Annotated in this window: 16 protein-coding genes; 6 read left to right on the top strand and 10 right to left on the bottom strand. The window is 65.5% G+C overall.

Annotated elements, in window-relative coordinates; translation table 11 throughout:
• Nucleotides 1-906, top strand: a complete 906-nt coding sequence (locus HH308_RS10475; RefSeq protein ID WP_246284510.1) for an alpha/beta hydrolase — start codon at nucleotides 1-3, stop codon at nucleotides 904-906.
• 4 nt (nucleotides 907-910) lie between these two features.
• Here HH308_RS10475 and HH308_RS10480 read toward each other — a convergent pair whose 3' ends face one another.
• Nucleotides 911-2293: an FAD-binding oxidoreductase gene (locus HH308_RS10480; protein WP_170194151.1), complete on the bottom strand. Its 1383-nt coding sequence runs from the start codon at nucleotides 2291-2293 to the stop codon at nucleotides 911-913.
• A 23-nt stretch (nucleotides 2294-2316) separates the two neighbouring features.
• Complete coding sequence (ald, locus tag HH308_RS10485; RefSeq protein ID WP_170194152.1) at nucleotides 2317-3456, bottom strand: alanine dehydrogenase; 1140 nt, start codon at nucleotides 3454-3456, stop codon at nucleotides 2317-2319.
• A 160-nt stretch (nucleotides 3457-3616) separates the two neighbouring features.
• Between ald and HH308_RS10490 the strand changes: the two genes are divergently transcribed.
• Together HH308_RS10490 and HH308_RS10495 are read left to right on the top strand one after the other, a co-directional pair.
• Nucleotides 3617-4096 (top strand): Lrp/AsnC family transcriptional regulator, encoded by a 480-nt coding sequence (locus HH308_RS10490; RefSeq protein ID WP_170194153.1) that lies wholly within the window; start codon nucleotides 3617-3619, stop codon nucleotides 4094-4096.
• A 26-nt stretch (nucleotides 4097-4122) separates the two neighbouring features.
• Nucleotides 4123-4467: a UBP-type zinc finger domain-containing protein gene (locus tag HH308_RS10495; RefSeq protein ID WP_170194154.1), complete on the top strand. Its 345-nt coding sequence runs from the start codon at nucleotides 4123-4125 to the stop codon at nucleotides 4465-4467.
• A 711-nt stretch (nucleotides 4468-5178) separates the two neighbouring features.
• On the opposite strand, the gene HH308_RS10500 is transcribed toward HH308_RS10495, so the two are convergent.
• From HH308_RS10500 to HH308_RS10515, 4 genes are all read right to left on the bottom strand, one after another.
• Nucleotides 5179-5958: an SDR family oxidoreductase gene (locus tag HH308_RS10500; RefSeq protein WP_170194155.1), complete on the bottom strand. Its 780-nt coding sequence runs from the start codon at nucleotides 5956-5958 to the stop codon at nucleotides 5179-5181.
• Between the two features lie 47 nt (nucleotides 5959-6005).
• On the bottom strand, nucleotides 6006-6902 hold the full coding sequence (locus HH308_RS10505) for a hypothetical protein (RefSeq protein ID WP_170194156.1): 897 nt from the start codon (nucleotides 6900-6902) through the stop codon (nucleotides 6006-6008).
• A gap of 61 nt (nucleotides 6903-6963) precedes the next feature.
• Nucleotides 6964-8745 (bottom strand): alpha/beta hydrolase, encoded by a 1782-nt coding sequence (locus tag HH308_RS10510; RefSeq protein ID WP_170194157.1) that lies wholly within the window; start codon nucleotides 8743-8745, stop codon nucleotides 6964-6966.
• Nucleotides 8746-8755: 10 nt separating this feature from the next.
• Nucleotides 8756-9052 carry a hypothetical protein gene (locus HH308_RS10515; RefSeq protein WP_170194158.1) on the bottom strand — a complete coding sequence of 99 codons (297 nt, stop codon included), beginning with the start codon at nucleotides 9050-9052 and terminating at the stop codon, nucleotides 8756-8758.
• Nucleotides 9053-9204: 152 nt separating this feature from the next.
• Here HH308_RS10515 and HH308_RS10520 point away from each other — a divergent pair, with 152 nt between their 5' ends.
• Entirely contained in the window at nucleotides 9205-9633 is a 429-nt protein-coding gene (locus HH308_RS10520; protein ID WP_211188385.1) for a CoA-binding protein, read from the top strand.
• Nucleotides 9630-10217 carry a hypothetical protein gene (locus HH308_RS10525; protein ID WP_170194159.1) on the top strand — a complete coding sequence of 196 codons (588 nt, stop codon included), beginning with the start codon at nucleotides 9630-9632 and terminating at the stop codon, nucleotides 10215-10217. Before HH308_RS10520 ends, HH308_RS10525 begins: the two co-directional genes overlap by 4 nt.
• A gap of 89 nt (nucleotides 10218-10306) precedes the next feature.
• Here the strand turns inward: HH308_RS10525 and HH308_RS10530 are convergent, their stop codons facing one another.
• From HH308_RS10530 to HH308_RS10545, 4 genes are all read right to left on the bottom strand, one after another.
• A complete protein-coding gene (locus HH308_RS10530) occupies nucleotides 10307-10834 on the bottom strand; it encodes a DUF1697 domain-containing protein (RefSeq protein ID WP_170194160.1) in 528 nt (175 codons plus the stop codon).
• A 751-nt stretch (nucleotides 10835-11585) separates the two neighbouring features.
• Entirely contained in the window at nucleotides 11586-12074 is a 489-nt protein-coding gene (locus HH308_RS10535) for a nuclear transport factor 2 family protein (RefSeq protein ID WP_170194161.1), read from the bottom strand.
• Nucleotides 12075-12081: 7 nt separating this feature from the next.
• Entirely contained in the window at nucleotides 12082-12678 is a 597-nt protein-coding gene (locus HH308_RS10540) for a dihydrofolate reductase family protein (protein WP_170194162.1), read from the bottom strand.
• 49 nt (nucleotides 12679-12727) lie between these two features.
• Nucleotides 12728-13999 carry a glycoside hydrolase family 183 protein gene (locus tag HH308_RS10545; RefSeq protein WP_170194163.1) on the bottom strand — a complete coding sequence of 424 codons (1272 nt, stop codon included), beginning with the start codon at nucleotides 13997-13999 and terminating at the stop codon, nucleotides 12728-12730.
• A 241-nt stretch (nucleotides 14000-14240) separates the two neighbouring features.
• Between HH308_RS10545 and HH308_RS10550 the strand changes: the two genes are divergently transcribed.
• The gene (locus tag HH308_RS10550; RefSeq protein WP_170194275.1) at nucleotides 14241-14819 is read left to right on the top strand and encodes a PadR family transcriptional regulator; all 579 of its coding nucleotides are present in this window, start codon (nucleotides 14241-14243) and stop codon (nucleotides 14817-14819) included.
• Nucleotides 14820-14947: the final 128 nt, after the last annotated feature.

A 14947-nucleotide genomic window follows, 5' to 3' on the forward strand; every position in this document is an offset into this window, starting at 1 on the left:
ATGATGACTATCACCGACGTCGGTTTCTCCAGCGGCGGCGTGCGGTGCGCTGCCTGGCATTACCAATCCGATTCGAATGACCTGTCCCGCAACGGCTTACGGCCGTGCGTCGTGATGGCGCACGGCTTCGGCGGCACCCGCGACACCGGCCTGCGGGAGTTCGCCGACGGGTTTGCCGCTGTCGGTGTCGATGCCTTCGTATTCGACTACCGCACCTTCGGAGCGTCGGAGGGCAGCCCCCGACAGGTGGTGTCCTACCGGATGCAGCGCGCCGATTACCGCGCCGCGGTCGACGCCGCGCGTCGTCTCCGCGGGGTGGATCCCGAGCGAATCGCGTTGTGGGGTACGTCGTATTCGGGTGGACATGTCATCGACGTCGCGGCCCGGGACCCGCGGATCGCGGCCGTCATCGGATTGGTTCCGGCGCCCGACGGGTTGGCCGCGGTGGCGCAGATCGCCCGGTACGCCGGCCCGCTGGCGCTGCTGCGGCTGGTCGGACACGGGCTGCTCGACGCCGCGACGATCGCCACTCGCCGTGCGCCGCACCGCATTCCGCTCGCCGCGGCGCCGGGCGACACCGCGATCATCTCGACGCCGGGTGCGCTGGACGGCTACGTCGCCATCGCCGGCGATACGTGGCGCAACGAGGTGTGCGCGCGGACCGCGCTGGAGGTCGCGATGAACCGGCCGATCATGTCGGCTCGCCGGGTCCGATGCCCCATGCTCGTCCAGGTCGGCACCGTCGATCGCGTCGCCCCACCCGCCGCCGCGCGCGCGACGGCCCGCCGCGCCGGTGGGCCGGCGACCGTCGTCGAGTATCCGGTCGACCACTTCGACGTGTACTCCGGGGAATGGCAGGTCAAGGCGACCGACGACGCCGTACAGTTCCTCCGGCGGGTGCTGTGAGCGGCTACGGCCAGTCGATGACCTTGCCCGGATTGAGGATTCCCTGCGGATCGAGGGCCTGCTTGACCGCCCGCTGCATCGCGAGGACGACGTCGGACTGCTCTCGACGCAATCCGCCCTTCTTCAGCAGCCCGACGCCGTGCTCGCCGGTGACCGTTCCGCCGAACGAGATCGCGGCGTCGAGGATCTGTTCGAAGACAGCCTGGGCCCGACGTCGGGCGTCGTCGTCGCCGATGGGCGTGATGATCAGCGGATGCAGGTTCCCGTCACCGGCGTGGGCGATGTTGGCGATGGTGACGTCGTGCGCGACGGCGAGTTCTTCGATGCGGGCGAGCATGTCGGGGACGAATTGTCTTGGTACCACGACATCCTCGGTCAATACCGGCCCGAGACGCTCCAGCGCGGGATAGGCGAGCCGGCGCGCGGCGAATAGCGCGTCGGCCTCGGTTTCGTCGGTGGAGCGCTCGGCCCACGAGGCGCCGTTGTCGCGGAAGATCTGCGCGATCCGGCCGGCGACCTCGTCGGCCATCGGCTCGGGGTCGTCGACGCGGGCGAGCAGCAACACATTGCCGTTGACGGTCAGGTCCATGTGCTTCCAGTCGTCGACGGCGGCGAGGCAGTGCCGGTCGACGAGTTCGAGCGCCGACGGCGTGATCCCCGCGGCGCCGACGGCTCGCACCGCGGACCCGGCGTCGACGATGGAGTCGAAGAATCCGGCCGCGGTGATCGCGGGCGGCGGGAGTGGGCGCAGCCGGACGGTGATCTCGGTGACGATGCCCAGCGTCCCCTCGGAACCGACGATCAGTGCGGCAAGGTCGTAGCCGGCAACACCTTTCGCGGTCCGTCGACCGACCCGGACCACCTCCCCGTTCGAGGTCACGACTTCGAGTGCGAGAACGTAGTCGCCGGTGACGCCGTACTTGACGCAACACACGCCGCCCGCGTTGGTCGAGACATTGCCGCCGATCGTCGACCACGGAGAACTCGCTGGATCCGGCGGATACCAAAGTCCTTGTTGCGCAACGACTTCCCGTAGACGATCATTCACGACGCCGGGCTGCACCACCGCGTACCGCTCGACGTCGTTGATCTCGACGACGTCGGTCATCTGCTCAAGCGACAACAGGATGCACCCGTCGATCGCGTTGGCGCCGCCGGACAGCCCGGTGCCCGCGCCGCGAGCGACGACCGGAATACCATGCCGTGCAGCGGTTTTCACCACTGCGACGACATCGTCGGTGCTGTGGGCCCGAACTGCCGCCAGCGCGGCGCCCGCCGGTGCCCAGGCGGCCTGATCGGTACTGACACTCCGTACGATGTCGGGGTCGGTGACCAGGCGGCCGGCGGGCAGGGCGGCGGACAGCTCGTCGAGCGGCGTCGAACTCATGACCTCCAGTGTGCGCCGGGAGGTCAGACGAGCGGGGAGGAACCCAGCTCGATGTCCAGAGCCTCGGAGACGTGCGGGCACAGCAGCTCGCCGTCGTGCGTGCTCAGACCCTTGGCCAGCGAGGCGTCGGACTGCAGAGCGGACTTCCAGCCCTTGTCGGCGAGCTTGAGCACGAACGGCAGCGTGGCGTTGGTGAGCGCCATCGTCGACGTGCGGGCGACCGAGCCGGGCATGTTCGCGACGCAGTAGAAGACCGAGTCGTGGACGGTGAAGGTCGGATCGTCGTGCGTGGTGGGCCGCGAGTCCTCGAAGCAGCCGCCCTGGTCGATGGCGATGTCGACCAGCACCGATCCCGGCTTCATCTGTGCGACAAGCGAATTGGGGACCAGCATGGGAGCCTTTGCACCCGGGATCAGCACCGCGCCGATGACGAGGTCGGCGTTCTTGATGGCCTCGTGCAGGTCCAGGGTGGTGCTGTAGCGGGTCGCGACGCGGCCGCCGAAGCGAGCGTCGATGGCGCGCAGCTTGTTGATGTCGAGGTCGAAGACGGTGACGTGGGCGCCCATGCCGACGGCGATCGTCGCGGCGTTGACACCGCTGACACCGCCGCCGATGACGACGACCTCAGCCGGAGCGGTGCCGGGGACGCCGCCCATGAGCACTCCGCGTCCGCCCGCGCTCTTCATCAGCGCGACTGCGCCGACCTGCGGGGCGAGTCGTCCGGCGACCTCGCTCATCGGAGCGAGCAGCGGCAGCGAGCCGTCGGCGGCCTGGACGGTCTCGTAGGCGATGGAGGTGGTGCCTGCGCTGAGCAGGGCGTCGGTGCAGGCGCGGCTGGCTGCGAGGTGCAGGAAGGTGAACAGTACCTGGCCCTTCTTGTCGCCGTTGCTGCCCTTGGCGCCGAGCTTCATCAGCTCGTACTCCTGCTCGATCGGCTCCTTGACCTTGAGGATCATGTCGGCCTGGTCCCAGACCTCGGCGGCACTGCCGAAGATCTGAGCGCCAGCGGCCTTGAAGTCGTTGTCGTCGAAGGAGGAGCCGGCGCCGGCCTGATGCTCGATGATCACTTCGTGGCCACGGTGGACCAGCTCGGCGACGCCCGCCGGGGTGATGGCGACGCGGTATTCGTTGTTCTTCACTTCCTTGGGAACGCCGATGATCATGGAGATCTCCTTCTTGTTTTGCCCGGACCTTGCTGGCTCGGAACTTTGTTCTGGACTGATACGTAAATGGTGAAGTATCTTCGGAGTGACGGCAATAGCTGTGAAGATGATTCTGTCATGATGTTGAGATTGGATGGAATCTTCACCGGAGAGGGATGTAATGGCAGTCACACCGAAGGATGTTCGGCCGATGCTCGACGACACCGATCGCCGCATCCTGGAACTGCTTCAGAGCGACGCGCGCATCCCGAACAACGCGCTGGCGTCGGCGGTGGGAATCGCGCCGTCGACCTGCCATTCGCGAGTACGCAGACTGATTGATCTGGGCGTGATCCGCGGGTTCAAGACCGACATCGATCCCGCCGCCGTCGGCTATCCATTGCGGGCGTTGATAGCCGTGCGTCTGCAGTCCGAGGCGCGCGGCAAGATCCGGTCGTTCGTCGGTGAGATCAGGTCGGTGCTGGGAGTGTCGGACGTGTTCTTCCTCGCCGGCGACGACGACTTCCTGATGCACGTCGCATCGCAAGACACCGAGGGGCTGCGTCAACTGGTGGAGACGATCAACTCGCGGCCCGAAGTCGCAGGCACCACGACGTCGTTGGTGTTCGAACACCAGTGGGGCGCTTCGCCGATCTTCTAGGTTGCGATGGGCCTAGGGTGGCAAGCATGGCGAACCAGTTTCCCGGTCCTTCCGGCGACGGATGCGTTGAGTGCGAGGCGAGCGGGTCGTGGTGGTTTCATCTGCGACGCTGCGTCGAGTGCGGTCACGTCGGTTGCTGCGACGACTCACTGAACCGCCATGCCACGGCACATTTCGCGACGACGGGGCACCGTTACATCCGCAGCTACGAACCGGGCGAAGTGTGGTTCTGGGACTTCGAGAACGAGACCGGATTCGAGGGACCCGATCTGCCGCCGCCATTGCATCATCCGCTCGACCAAACCGTTCCGGGACCAGCAGACCGAGTACCTGCCGACTGGGATCGGCAGCTCACGGAGCGACGGCGGTAGTCGGCGCTTGCTGTCGTACCGGGCGGTGGGCCTTCTGCTCGTGGTGGCGGGACGGGTGGATGAGTCGCCCTTCCGCTCGTGGTGGCGGGGCGGGTGGATGAGTCGCCCTTCCGCTCGTCGAGTGCCGGAGCGAGGAACGAGCTTCGGTGTATCGAGACGTCTGTCGGCCGAAGTCGTCAACGTGACCACTGGGTTTGACGCCTGAAAGTCATACGAATTCACCAGGATTGGACTGTGTTGCGACGCCGTCTCGCCACCCTTCTGCTTCGATACAACCGCTTCTTGCTCCGCCTGGTTCCTCGCTCAGCACAGCGCCTCGAGGTCACTCAGATCGGTGTCGTCTCGTTGTAACGATTCGTTGTCACGGGTGGGGTTGGTGGGATTCGGGTCGCGGAATTGGATGCGTCAGTACCGAAGCTCGCGGGCTCGCTTCAGCACTCGGGGGGTGCGTCCCGAAATCCTGTTCCCCAGTTGGGTTTTCGGGTCACCGGCCCCTCGTTACACCGAAGCTCGTTCCTCGCTTCGGCACTCGGGGAGCGGGTGGGTTGCGTCCCGAAATCCTGTTCCCCAGTTGGGTTTTCGGGTCACCGGCCCCTCGTTACACCGAAGCTCGTTCCTCGCTTCGGCACTCGGGGAGCGGGTGGGTTGCGTTTCCCAGTCGGTCTTTCGGCTCACCGGCCTCGGGGAGCGGGTGTTCGCAGCTCAACGGGGCTACCCACTCGCCATTCCCAACGTCGCGCCGCCGTCGATCACGATGAGTTGACCGGTGATCCATGCGGCGTCGTCGGAGAGGAGGAACGCGACAGCGCTGCTGATGTCTTCGGGTACGCCCAGGCGCTTGAGCGGGTAGGCGGCTGCGACCTGTTCTTCGTTGTTCTCATACAGTGCGCGCGCGAATTTCGTCTTCACGACGGCAGGCGCGACTGCGTTCACCCGGATCGACGGCCCGAGTTCCAGCGCCAGTTCTTCGGTGAGATGAATGAGCATCGCTTTGCTGGCGCCGTACATCGCGATGCCGGGCGCCGGACGGATTCCGGCGAGCGACGACACGTTGACCACGGCTCCTCCGCCGTCGCCCAAGCCGTGTCGGTGCGCCTCCTGGGTCCAGGCCAGCGCGGCAAAGACGTTCACCTCCACTATCTTTCGGGCCGCATCTAGGTCGATGTCGATGAGCGGGCCGAAGACCGGATTGATGCCGGTGTTGTTGACCAGCAAGTCGACCGACCCGAACGTCTCGATCGCACGGCCGACGGTTTCGCGCTGATGGGCGGAGTCGTCGGCATGGCCGGCGACTCCCAGCGCGACGTCGGGTCCGCCCAGTTCGGCGACTGCGGCGTCGAGCGCGTCGGCCTTACGGCCGGTGATCACGACGCGCGCGCCGTCGTCGATGAGACGCTGGGCGACTGCCAGCCCGATGCCGCGGCTTGCGCCGGTGACGATCGCGGTCTTGCCCGAGAAGCGAGTGGACGATGGTTCGGTTTCGGTTGCCATTCGTCGTTCTTATCGCGCCGGCGCCCATCGACGCAGCGGTTTCGGTGTCAACTACTCGTGGGTACGTCGGTCGCACGACTCTCCGACGGTTGCGCCAGTTCGGATAGTTGCTGCAACAGAGTCGCTTTCGCCCGTTGGCGACGCTCGGACTCGGAGCCGGGTGTGATGGCGTGCGCGATCACCGCGACGGTCACCACGATGTAGAAGTACACGAACAACCAACTGATCGCGGCGAAGACGATACCGAGCGTGCCCAATTCGTCGGCGGCCGTTCGCAGGATCCGAGGCATGACGACGACGCTTCCAGTCAACAGCACGGTGACTCCGAAGCCGGTCAGTAATCCGGTCAGCACGAGCTGTCGCGCGGGGATCAACCGTTTGACGCTCAGTCTGGCGACAGTCCACCAGCAGCCGGCCCACAACGCGAATGTCGAGCAGACCGCAAGAAGCCGGCCGATGGTCGGCACGCCGCTGAGAATCACGGCGTAGCCTTGCACGACCACGGTCAACGCAATCAGCACAATGACGGCGAGCCACCGCCACCAGTCGCCGAGACCGAGTTTCGGAACCTGCCAGATGGCCGCATACATCCGATTGATCGCCCGCGAGAACGACGTCGCGCTGGCAAGCACCATCAGCGCGCCGACGACACCGAACACGGTGAACGACACGTCGGCGTCGGTGGCGACGGGCAGCCGGAGGTCGGCCGCGGTGAGATGCAGATGAGTGAGCCCGGCGTCGAAGTAGGTTGCGCCGGGTACCGTCGAGAGCAGGATGATCACCGGCAGCAGTGACGTGAACAGCTGCGCGGCGAGAGTCATCGAACGGTCGGCGATATCGGCGCGTGCCAGGTCGACGATGATCCGGATGAGTAACGCGCCCAACGGATTACCGGCCAGGCCGGAAAATCGCGGGAGGACGCGCTCGACGAGAGTGGACTTCACTCAGCGATCGTAGAAGATCGCGCGGGCGCGGCGATGGTCGTCGAGCTCCGTCGCCGCACATTCAGTCACTCGATAGCCAGCGTCGGAGCATCTCAAGCGGGATGGTGGCGGGAGATCCGGCGATCATGGCTCTCGCCGGTGCGCCGTCGAGCACGGCTTGCTGCGGCTCGGGCGTGTCGGGCAGACGTCGCACATATTCGGTCGGGGTGTCCCCGGTGATGACCGACACCATGTTCGTGAAGGCCGTCGAATCGGGGTCGTCCCAGTAGCCGCCGTGGCTGTGGATGCCGGCGACGAGTTGGCAATCCGCGGTCGACGATCCGTACGAGCCGGTGTCGAGCCGAGTCACTCCGGCCGCGGTGTCCGGATCGCCGCCGAATCGCCCGGACGCCTGCACGCTCTGAATCGGATCGCCGGGAGCCGTGATCGAGTACCGCTCGACATTCGGGTTCGCGTTGTGCCAGCCCGTCGACAGCGCGCCGGTCCCAGCCGACGATGCGTAGACGACGCGGTCGGCCCGCAGGCCCAACTGCTCCGCGGTACCGACGACGACGCCGCCATACGAGTGCCCGATGAAGGTCGTCTTCGCGGTGGGAGCGACGTGGGCGAGTTCGGTGTCGAGTTCACGTCCGAACGAAACCAGGCCCGGTGCAATGTCTTTGGCGGGGCCGGCGTCGGCGGCCGAGTCCTTCAAACCGAGCGCGAGGTGCATGACCGCGGCTCCGGTATTCACCGGGAGCAGGGCCTTGGCGCCGTCGATGTTCTTCTCGCCCAACGTCTGCGGCAGCCGTTCGTCGAGATACAAGAACACGGGTCCGCCGGTACGTTTCGAAAGATTGCGTGCCGCTTCGTAATTCGACTTGCTGCCGTTGAGGTTTGTGCCGGTGCCGGGAACGTACACCGTAGCGTTGGGCGTGGCGGTGTCGAGGTTGCCGACCATTTCGATGGTGTTCCCGACGTCGGTGTTGGAGAACGCGATGAACTTCCGCGGCACCGACGCCGGAGTGCCCGCGCGGCCGTTCGTGTCGGCGACGGGAGTCAGCATCTCGGCGAGCTTCGCGGCGCGCTGGCCGCCGCCCCGTCCGGCGGCGATTTCGGCGGCCAGCGCGGTCCGGATGTTCACGTCGTTCGCGGCGATCCGTGTCGCGAAGGGCACGCCGTCCAGATTGCCCATGACCTGGGGGTTCGCGATGACCAGCTGCCGTAGGTCGTCGGCGGACAGGGTAGCGAGGAACGCGCGCCGAGCGGCCGGGGACATTGCGGCCAGTCGGGTGACCACCGCGTCGGGATCTACCCGGGTGCCGTCGGGGAGTGTGATGGGTGCCTGCCCGTCTTCCATCGTCGCCAGATCCTTTGCGTGCACCGCGAACGCGCGGCCATAGGTGTCGTCGAGGGTCGCGACCGCGGTGAGCGCGAGGTCGATCCGGTTCTCCCAGATCTGTGCCGAACTGTTCCGATCGGCCATCTCGTCCTCGTCGGCGTCGGGATCGTCGGGGACGGTCACTTGGCCGGTGTCGGCGACGGTGAAGCCGTCGTCGGTGGCCCGCTGGACCTCGGCCAGCACCTGCGCACGAGCCGGTTGGAGCTCGCGGTGGGCGTTCGCGGCGGTCGACGCCAAGCTCAGCAACACCGCGCACACCTCGGCCGCGTGGTCGGAATCGGTGGTGATGGCACGTTTCGCCGCGCGCTGAGTGCTGCCTTTCCAACCACTCGTCGCCAGCAGACCGCGGTCGACCGCAGTCGTCGCCTCGGCGATGGTCTTCGCGTGAGCCGACGCCAGGGTCTGTGCGTTCGTCAGATCACTCAATTGCCAGGACTTCAGTTCCGAAATACTCGGCCGCATCGTCGGAGTCCTAGAAGGAAGCGCGCATCCGCGCGGCGCCATAGATGTCGGCATTGCGCAGCCCGACGGCGGTGATCGCGACAGCCCGTGCCGAGCGCCCCAAGCGCGACGACAACCTGTCGGTGGTCGTCGTGGCCGGAGTGACGCACGACGCCAACGCCGAGAACGTGTCACCGGTCTTCGTCGCCGGTTGCAACGCCCAGTACGCCAGCGCGCCGACCGTCTGAGCGCTCGACGACATCGTCGTGCCCAACTGCTCGACCCGCTCGACCGTGAGCACCACCGCTGCTTGCCTCGGTGTGGTCATGACTTCCCCTCTCCGACGCACCACGCGGTTCGTCGTCTAAATACAGACGCAGCGGACACCGACGCGGTTCCATCGAATTTTCGACGACGCCCCAGCGTCGCGACGTCGTGGAGAACGGGCCGGTCGATCGGGCGGGGCGACAAGTAGACTCGATGACTGTGAGCGCCGACGACGTCATCGAATCGATCTTGCGCGACTACGACACGATCACCGTGGTCGGGGCGAGCGCCAACCCAGCTAAGGCGGCCAATGAAGTGCCCGCCTACATGAAGCGGCGCGGTTGGCGCATCATCCCGGTGAACCCGCACGCCGACGAGATCGTCGGCGAGCGCGTCTACCGCCAACTCGCCGACATCCCCGAACAGGTTGGGCTCGTCGACGTGTTCCGACCGGCCGACGACGCTGTCGAGGTGGCGCGTCAAGCGGTCGCCGCCGGCGCGACAGCGCTATGGCTGCAGCTCGGAATCCGATCCGCAGAAGCCCGCGACATCGCCGAATCCGCCGGACTGCGCTACGTCGAAGATCGCTGCCTCATCATCGAGCAACGCCGAACCGGAATCGTCGCGGGGGGCACCCGATGAGCGCGGTCATCATCGCGGTTGTCGCGCTGGTCATCGCGGTCGTCGTGCTTGGCGGCGTCATCTGGTTCGTACTGGACTCGCGCAAACGCGTCCGCAGATTCGCCCTGTCCACCGACCTCATTCCCGGCCGCCCCGGCCGCGCGCCGCACGAGTGGACCACCTCGACGGCGGCGGAAGCTCAACTGCACCAACGGCTTCGCTATGCCATCGCCGACGTGCATCAAGCACCCGGAGCCAACTCCACCCCCGAGGTGATCGCCGCTCGCGACGACCTCGACGAAGCCGTCTTCGACTTCGACGACCGCCTCATCGCCGTCGGCGAACTGCCCGACGAAGGGGCGATCGGCTCCATCGATTCGCGCGTCGTCGAGAAGGACGATGATGACGACGAAGCCGAACCCGAGCGGGATGAATTGGCAGACAAGGCCGTTGAGGCCATCGACAGCGAAAAGGCAATCGCACTTCGTGCCCTCGAACAACGCTTGCTGGTGCTCGAGGGATTGCCGAAGAAGATCTGGGACGCCTCGCCCGACGACGCAGTCGCTGATCTAGCGGCGGTGGCAAAGGTGTTGCGGGCGAGCTGATTTCGTCCGGTCTGTCTGGCGTGGGTTGGTTGTTGTTGCGCTGCGGGTGGGGCCGGCGTCGACGTTTGGCAACCCCGGCGGCGGGGTGGCTATACTCGCGCGAGTTCGATCAGTTTGCGCACGGTGTTCAGGTTGCGGCCGGTGCCTTGGACGCCGAGTGCGCGAGCGATGAGAGGGGGTGTCAGCTTCGACGTCGCCACTCCGATGGTGTAGCGGATGTGTAAGTCGTCGCCGATCACTTTCACTGATTCGGTGGGGAAGTCGCGCGACTCGAAGTCGTTGACCGCCTTGGGAGTTGGAGTTCCCGTCAGAGCATAGACGTAGGAATACTTGGGGTTGATCACTTCGAAAGGGTGTACCCGCAGTGCGGCTTCCAGCTGATCTGCGGTGCGGCTGATGACCTCGCGGAAATAGCCGAAGCGTGATTCGATCGCCTGCTCCAGCGCGCGGTCGAAGTCGGCGAACGCATCCGGCGGCGTGTAGAGCAGATTGCCCGACGCGATGTAGGTCGACACGTCAGTGGCGCCGAGTTCTGTTGCGATTTCCCGTAACTGCGCCATCGGCAGTTTTGCTCCGCCGACGTTGACGGCGCGGATCAAAGCGATACGGTCGGACATGGCTGCCCCTTCGGATGCTCGGTCGGTGAGCGGGATCGTTTCACCCGTGCGACGCCGATCATAGCGTGACAGCTGAACCGGAGAGGATCGTCGACACGAGTGAGCCGCCCTGCTGAGCGAGGACCGAGTCGAAGTAGACGAGCTTCGGTGTAACGGGGGCCTTCGAGACGAAGAACCCAGGCCGACCCGAAAAACCCTGCAGGCGTGTGGCTTCCACACAATTGTGCCGTGGTCACAGCGTCGTATCTCGGAGTTTCGTCGACGGCTCGCCGGCGCTGCTCCAATTGCTACTGCCGTAGCTCCCAAACTGCGGTAGCCACTTGACCTGAAAGGTCGTCGTCTGCTGGGGAGCCGCGAGGAGCGCCAGCACGGCGCTCACCCGGCTCAACCTGGTTTCATCGGTCGGGGCACTGCATCTGCTGGTCGAGCGTGTCGAAACCTCTGTACCACAATGTATTTGATGGTAGCGCACGCGTCGAACTGTGATGGTATCGAACATCGAGGCGTGTGCACCCGTCGGGTGCGCACGCGACACTTGCCGGGTGTCATCGCCGATATTTGGCGTGGACCATCGAAAGTCGTTGTGGCTGAGAGGTTTCGACACGGACTCGGCTAGCGCTACTTCGACTCGGCTAGCGCCTCGCTCAGCACTGCGACTCGCGGTCATGCAGTACAGCGCCTCGCTTCGGCACGTGGCGTGGATCCAGGCTCGGGTATCGCGGTCGTTGCGTCGAGAAGTCGTTCGGCGGGCTCACTCCCCGAACATCGACTCGATCGTCGACGCTGGGTCGAGTGGCCTCGTCACCGACCAGATCTGGGTGTTCGTGCATGCCGACATCTTCCATTCACCGTCTTCGATCACGTACTCGTCGTCGTATTCGCTGGTGGAGAGCAACTCGGTGTTGGTCAGCAGGTTGATCTGGCGAAACTGCAGCGTCCAGCGGCCGGTCGCGGTGGTATCGCCGGTCAGGGTGATGTCCGGGTGCATCCCGTGATGCATGTCAAAGATCACGTGTCGGCCGTCGACCTTGTACAACGCAATCTTGGTGAAGATCGCGACCATCGGCTCGACGTCGTCGAAACTGCCGAGCTTGCCGTAGTCGATACGGGCGCCAGACCTGATGAACGAGGCACGAAATCCCTCGGGGTCCTTGGCGTCGCAGGCACGCCAGTACCGATACTTCAGCTTCTTGATCGCCTCGATCTTCTCGAGTGCGTCGATCCGTTGTCCGAGATCCATGTTTCTCCTAGGGCCGCCGGTAGACCGTGTGAGTGACCAGCGGCGTCGACCGGGACGATACGGGTACCAGGCCGAAATCGGGGACGTCGTCGAAAAGTCTTTCACCCGAACCAATTACGAACGGGGCGATATGCAGTCGCAGTTCGTCGACGACGACGCGGCGCAAGTAGCCGTTCAATGTGTGCGCTCCACCTGCGATGGCGATAGAGCGGCCGGCCGCGGCTTCGACGGCGCGGGTCAGTGCGGCGTCGGGTCCGTCGGTGACGAAGTGGAAGGTCGTCCCGCCGGCCATTTCGATGGGATCGCGGGCATGATGAGTCAGGACGAAGACCGGCGCGTGATAGGGCGGGTCGTCGCCCCACCAGCCGCGCCAGGCGTCGTCGGGCCACGGCCCGCGAATCGGCCCGAACATGTTGCGGCCCATGATGAATGCGCCATGCGAGGTGATCGCCGCGAGTTCGTCGGAATGGTCGTCGGGGGCGTCGAACATCCAGCGGTGCGCGGCGTCGAATCCGACGCCCAGCGGAGCCTCGATCGACTGGGCGGGTCCAGCGGCGAACCCGTCGACGGAGATGCTGATGTCTGCGGTGACGATGACGGTCATGAGGACTCCTCTGCAGCGGCAGTAGACAGACCGGATCGACCGACCGAAGTCATCGCACCTTCGACAAATCCGTCCGCAGCAGCATCACGTTGTAGTCCTCCCAGCGCGACGCGACGAAGTACAGCATCTGCCCGTGCGAACGCGGATGGATGTACGGCGCGTACAGGCCGCCGGTCTGTGCGCCAGAGACGATGACGCGAGGGTTGCTCCACGGGCCGGTGGGGGCAGGTGACGTCCGCAGGACGACATCGAGACCGATCGCGGAGAGCATCACGTACTTCTTCAGGTAGTCGTTGTAGGCGACCGACATCTCACTGACCGGTTCGCGCACCACCCGACCGGCCGTCGATGAATCCCGCGACCAACCGCCGTTGACGCCGCCGCTGTAGTACTCGTAGGCGTCGATGTCGGCGATCTGCGACGCCGGGACGCGCGACAGGAACGTCGCGCCGAAGCGTCCGTTCGGCGTTCCGTACTGGTAGACCCATCCGCCGACGCGAAGGAATGCGCTGACCTGGAACCGTCCCTGACCGGTGCGGAAATGCGAGTTGCCGGGGATGTTGAGTTCGTAGTTGGAGCGTGCGGTGTTCCAGTCGACCGCCCAGTGCTGTCCGTTGTCTCTCGACGCGGCGAGAACCGAGTAGTTGGTCACCCAACGGCCGGGGGGACCCCAGTTGTGGATCGACATGAAGCTCACGTACTGCACGCCGTTGACGGCGATGCCCGCGGTCGGAATCATGCCCACTTCGATGTTTCGCACGCCGACGGCGTTGACCATCGGCTGTGCGAAGGTCGGATGCGCCGGCGTCACCGACGCCCCGGAGAAGATGTTGCCCACCTGCGGATCGCGGAACGTGATCCCCTTCGACAGGTCGCTGTCACCGTTGGATCGCAGCATCGTGTTGTGCCGCCAGACCATCGCGCCCTGGCACCGTCCCCACGTGTCGCCGAACGCCATCAACACCTGTCCGCTGCCGTTGTCCCACGGCACTCCGACGTCGGTCGAGGTGATGGAGAACCGCGCGTCGGTCTTGGCCGGGCTACGCGGACCGGTGACCCAGGAAACCGTCTGCGACGGCCCAGACGTCAACTTGACCAGCGGCATCTGCGGCTTCTTGCCGCCGGCGTGGTAACTGCCGAAGTCGAGGCTGCCGAGTCCGATGTCGCTGGAACCGGAGCTGCCGGTGCTCCCGAAGTCGCCACCGACCAGTCCGGTCGCGTTGCACGGCGATGCCTGCGCCGATGGTGCGACGACGGTGACGGTGGTCAGCGCTAGGCCTATCGTGACTAGGCCTGCGACTGCGGTACGCGTGAGGCGCATAGGTGTCCCCTCAGATGGCTGCGCTTTTCTTCGTGTGAGACTGCCACGGACCAGGCGCGATGACAATCCGTCGTCGCAATTGTCGGCTACGGGAAGCGGCGCGGGCTCGGCGGCGACGAGTGTCCCGGTCAGTGGACGTCGGTCAGGGTCGTCGGAGCCTGTTGATTGCTACGCTGTGCCGGTGTCGTCGTCCGATCACTCCTTGCCTGATCTGCCGGCCACCAGCTGGGCGGTCTTGGGGATGCTCGCCTACAACGAGGAGCTCTCCGGCTACGACATCAAGAAATGGGCGGATTGGAGTATCGGGCGCTTCTATTGGAGCCCATCGTTCAGTCAGGTGTATTCCGAGCTCAAACGGTTGGAGAAGCTCGGATACGCGACGTCGCGGATGGACCGCGACGAGGGCACGCGCAGCAGACGGATGTATCAGATAACCGAGGACGGACAGGTGGCTGTGCGACGCTGGACGCGCGACGCCCCGGTCGATCGGCCGATCCTTAAACACGGTGTGATGTTGCGGGTGTGGCTGGGCCACCTGAACGAGCCGGCGCGGCTGAAGGAAATCCTCGCCGAGCATATGTCCTATATGGAGGCGATGCGTCTGGAGGCCGCTCGGGATGCTGATCTGGCCCGTGGCGAACCGTCCTGGGTGTATGCCCGGACGGCGATGTTGTGGTCGGAGCGCTATTACGCGGCCGAACGTGACCTCGCCGCACAACTGATCGCCGACCTCGACGACACCGCGGCCGAGTTCGCGACATCCATCGGCCGCGACGGCAAGCCCCATCAGGTGCACGGTCGGTGGAAGCGAAGGAACTAGGATTGCCGCGCAGTGAGCGCTGGACAGCGTTGCCGCTCGCACCCAGAGACGGGCGAGCGTCGAACTGCCCCGTTCCCCGTTGGCCTTTCGGGTCACCAGCCCCCTCGTTACACCGGAGCTCGTTCCTC

The organism is Gordonia asplenii (genome assembly GCF_012933505.1).
Taxonomy (GTDB): Bacteria; Actinomycetota; Actinomycetes; order Mycobacteriales; family Mycobacteriaceae; genus Gordonia; species Gordonia asplenii.

What these genes read in the sequence shown, in the direction of transcription:
- HH308_RS10475 (WP_246284510.1), top strand. Translation starts at nt 1, where the DNA reads ATGATGACTATCACCGACGTCGGTTTCTCCAGCGGCGGCGTGCGGTGC.
- HH308_RS10525 (WP_170194159.1), top strand. Translation starts at nt 9,630, where the DNA reads ATGAGCGCGGTCATCATCGCGGTTGTCGCGCTGGTCATCGCGGTCGTC.
- ald (WP_170194152.1), bottom strand. Translation starts at nt 3,456, where the DNA reads ATGATCATCGGCGTTCCCAAGGAAGTGAAGAACAACGAATACCGCGTC.
- HH308_RS10495 (WP_170194154.1), top strand. Translation starts at nt 4,123, where the DNA reads ATGGCGAACCAGTTTCCCGGTCCTTCCGGCGACGGATGCGTTGAGTGC.
- HH308_RS10550 (WP_170194275.1), top strand. Translation starts at nt 14,241, where the DNA reads ATGCTCGCCTACAACGAGGAGCTCTCCGGCTACGACATCAAGAAATGG.
- HH308_RS10500 (WP_170194155.1), bottom strand. Translation starts at nt 5,958, where the DNA reads ATGGCAACCGAAACCGAACCATCGTCCACTCGCTTCTCGGGCAAGACC.
- HH308_RS10530 (WP_170194160.1), bottom strand. Translation starts at nt 10,834, where the DNA reads ATGTCCGACCGTATCGCTTTGATCCGCGCCGTCAACGTCGGCGGAGCA.
- HH308_RS10510 (WP_170194157.1), bottom strand. Translation starts at nt 8,745, where the DNA reads ATGCGGCCGAGTATTTCGGAACTGAAGTCCTGGCAATTGAGTGATCTG.
- HH308_RS10480 (WP_170194151.1), bottom strand. Translation starts at nt 2,293, where the DNA reads ATGAGTTCGACGCCGCTCGACGAGCTGTCCGCCGCCCTGCCCGCCGGC.
- HH308_RS10535 (WP_170194161.1), bottom strand. Translation starts at nt 12,074, where the DNA reads ATGGATCTCGGACAACGGATCGACGCACTCGAGAAGATCGAGGCGATC.
- HH308_RS10490 (WP_170194153.1), top strand. Translation starts at nt 3,617, where the DNA reads ATGGCAGTCACACCGAAGGATGTTCGGCCGATGCTCGACGACACCGAT.
- HH308_RS10540 (WP_170194162.1), bottom strand. Translation starts at nt 12,678, where the DNA reads ATGACCGTCATCGTCACCGCAGACATCAGCATCTCCGTCGACGGGTTC.
- HH308_RS10545 (WP_170194163.1), bottom strand. Translation starts at nt 13,999, where the DNA reads ATGCGCCTCACGCGTACCGCAGTCGCAGGCCTAGTCACGATAGGCCTA.
- HH308_RS10520 (WP_211188385.1), top strand. Translation starts at nt 9,205, where the DNA reads ATGACTGTGAGCGCCGACGACGTCATCGAATCGATCTTGCGCGACTAC.
- HH308_RS10515 (WP_170194158.1), bottom strand. Translation starts at nt 9,052, where the DNA reads ATGACCACACCGAGGCAAGCAGCGGTGGTGCTCACGGTCGAGCGGGTC.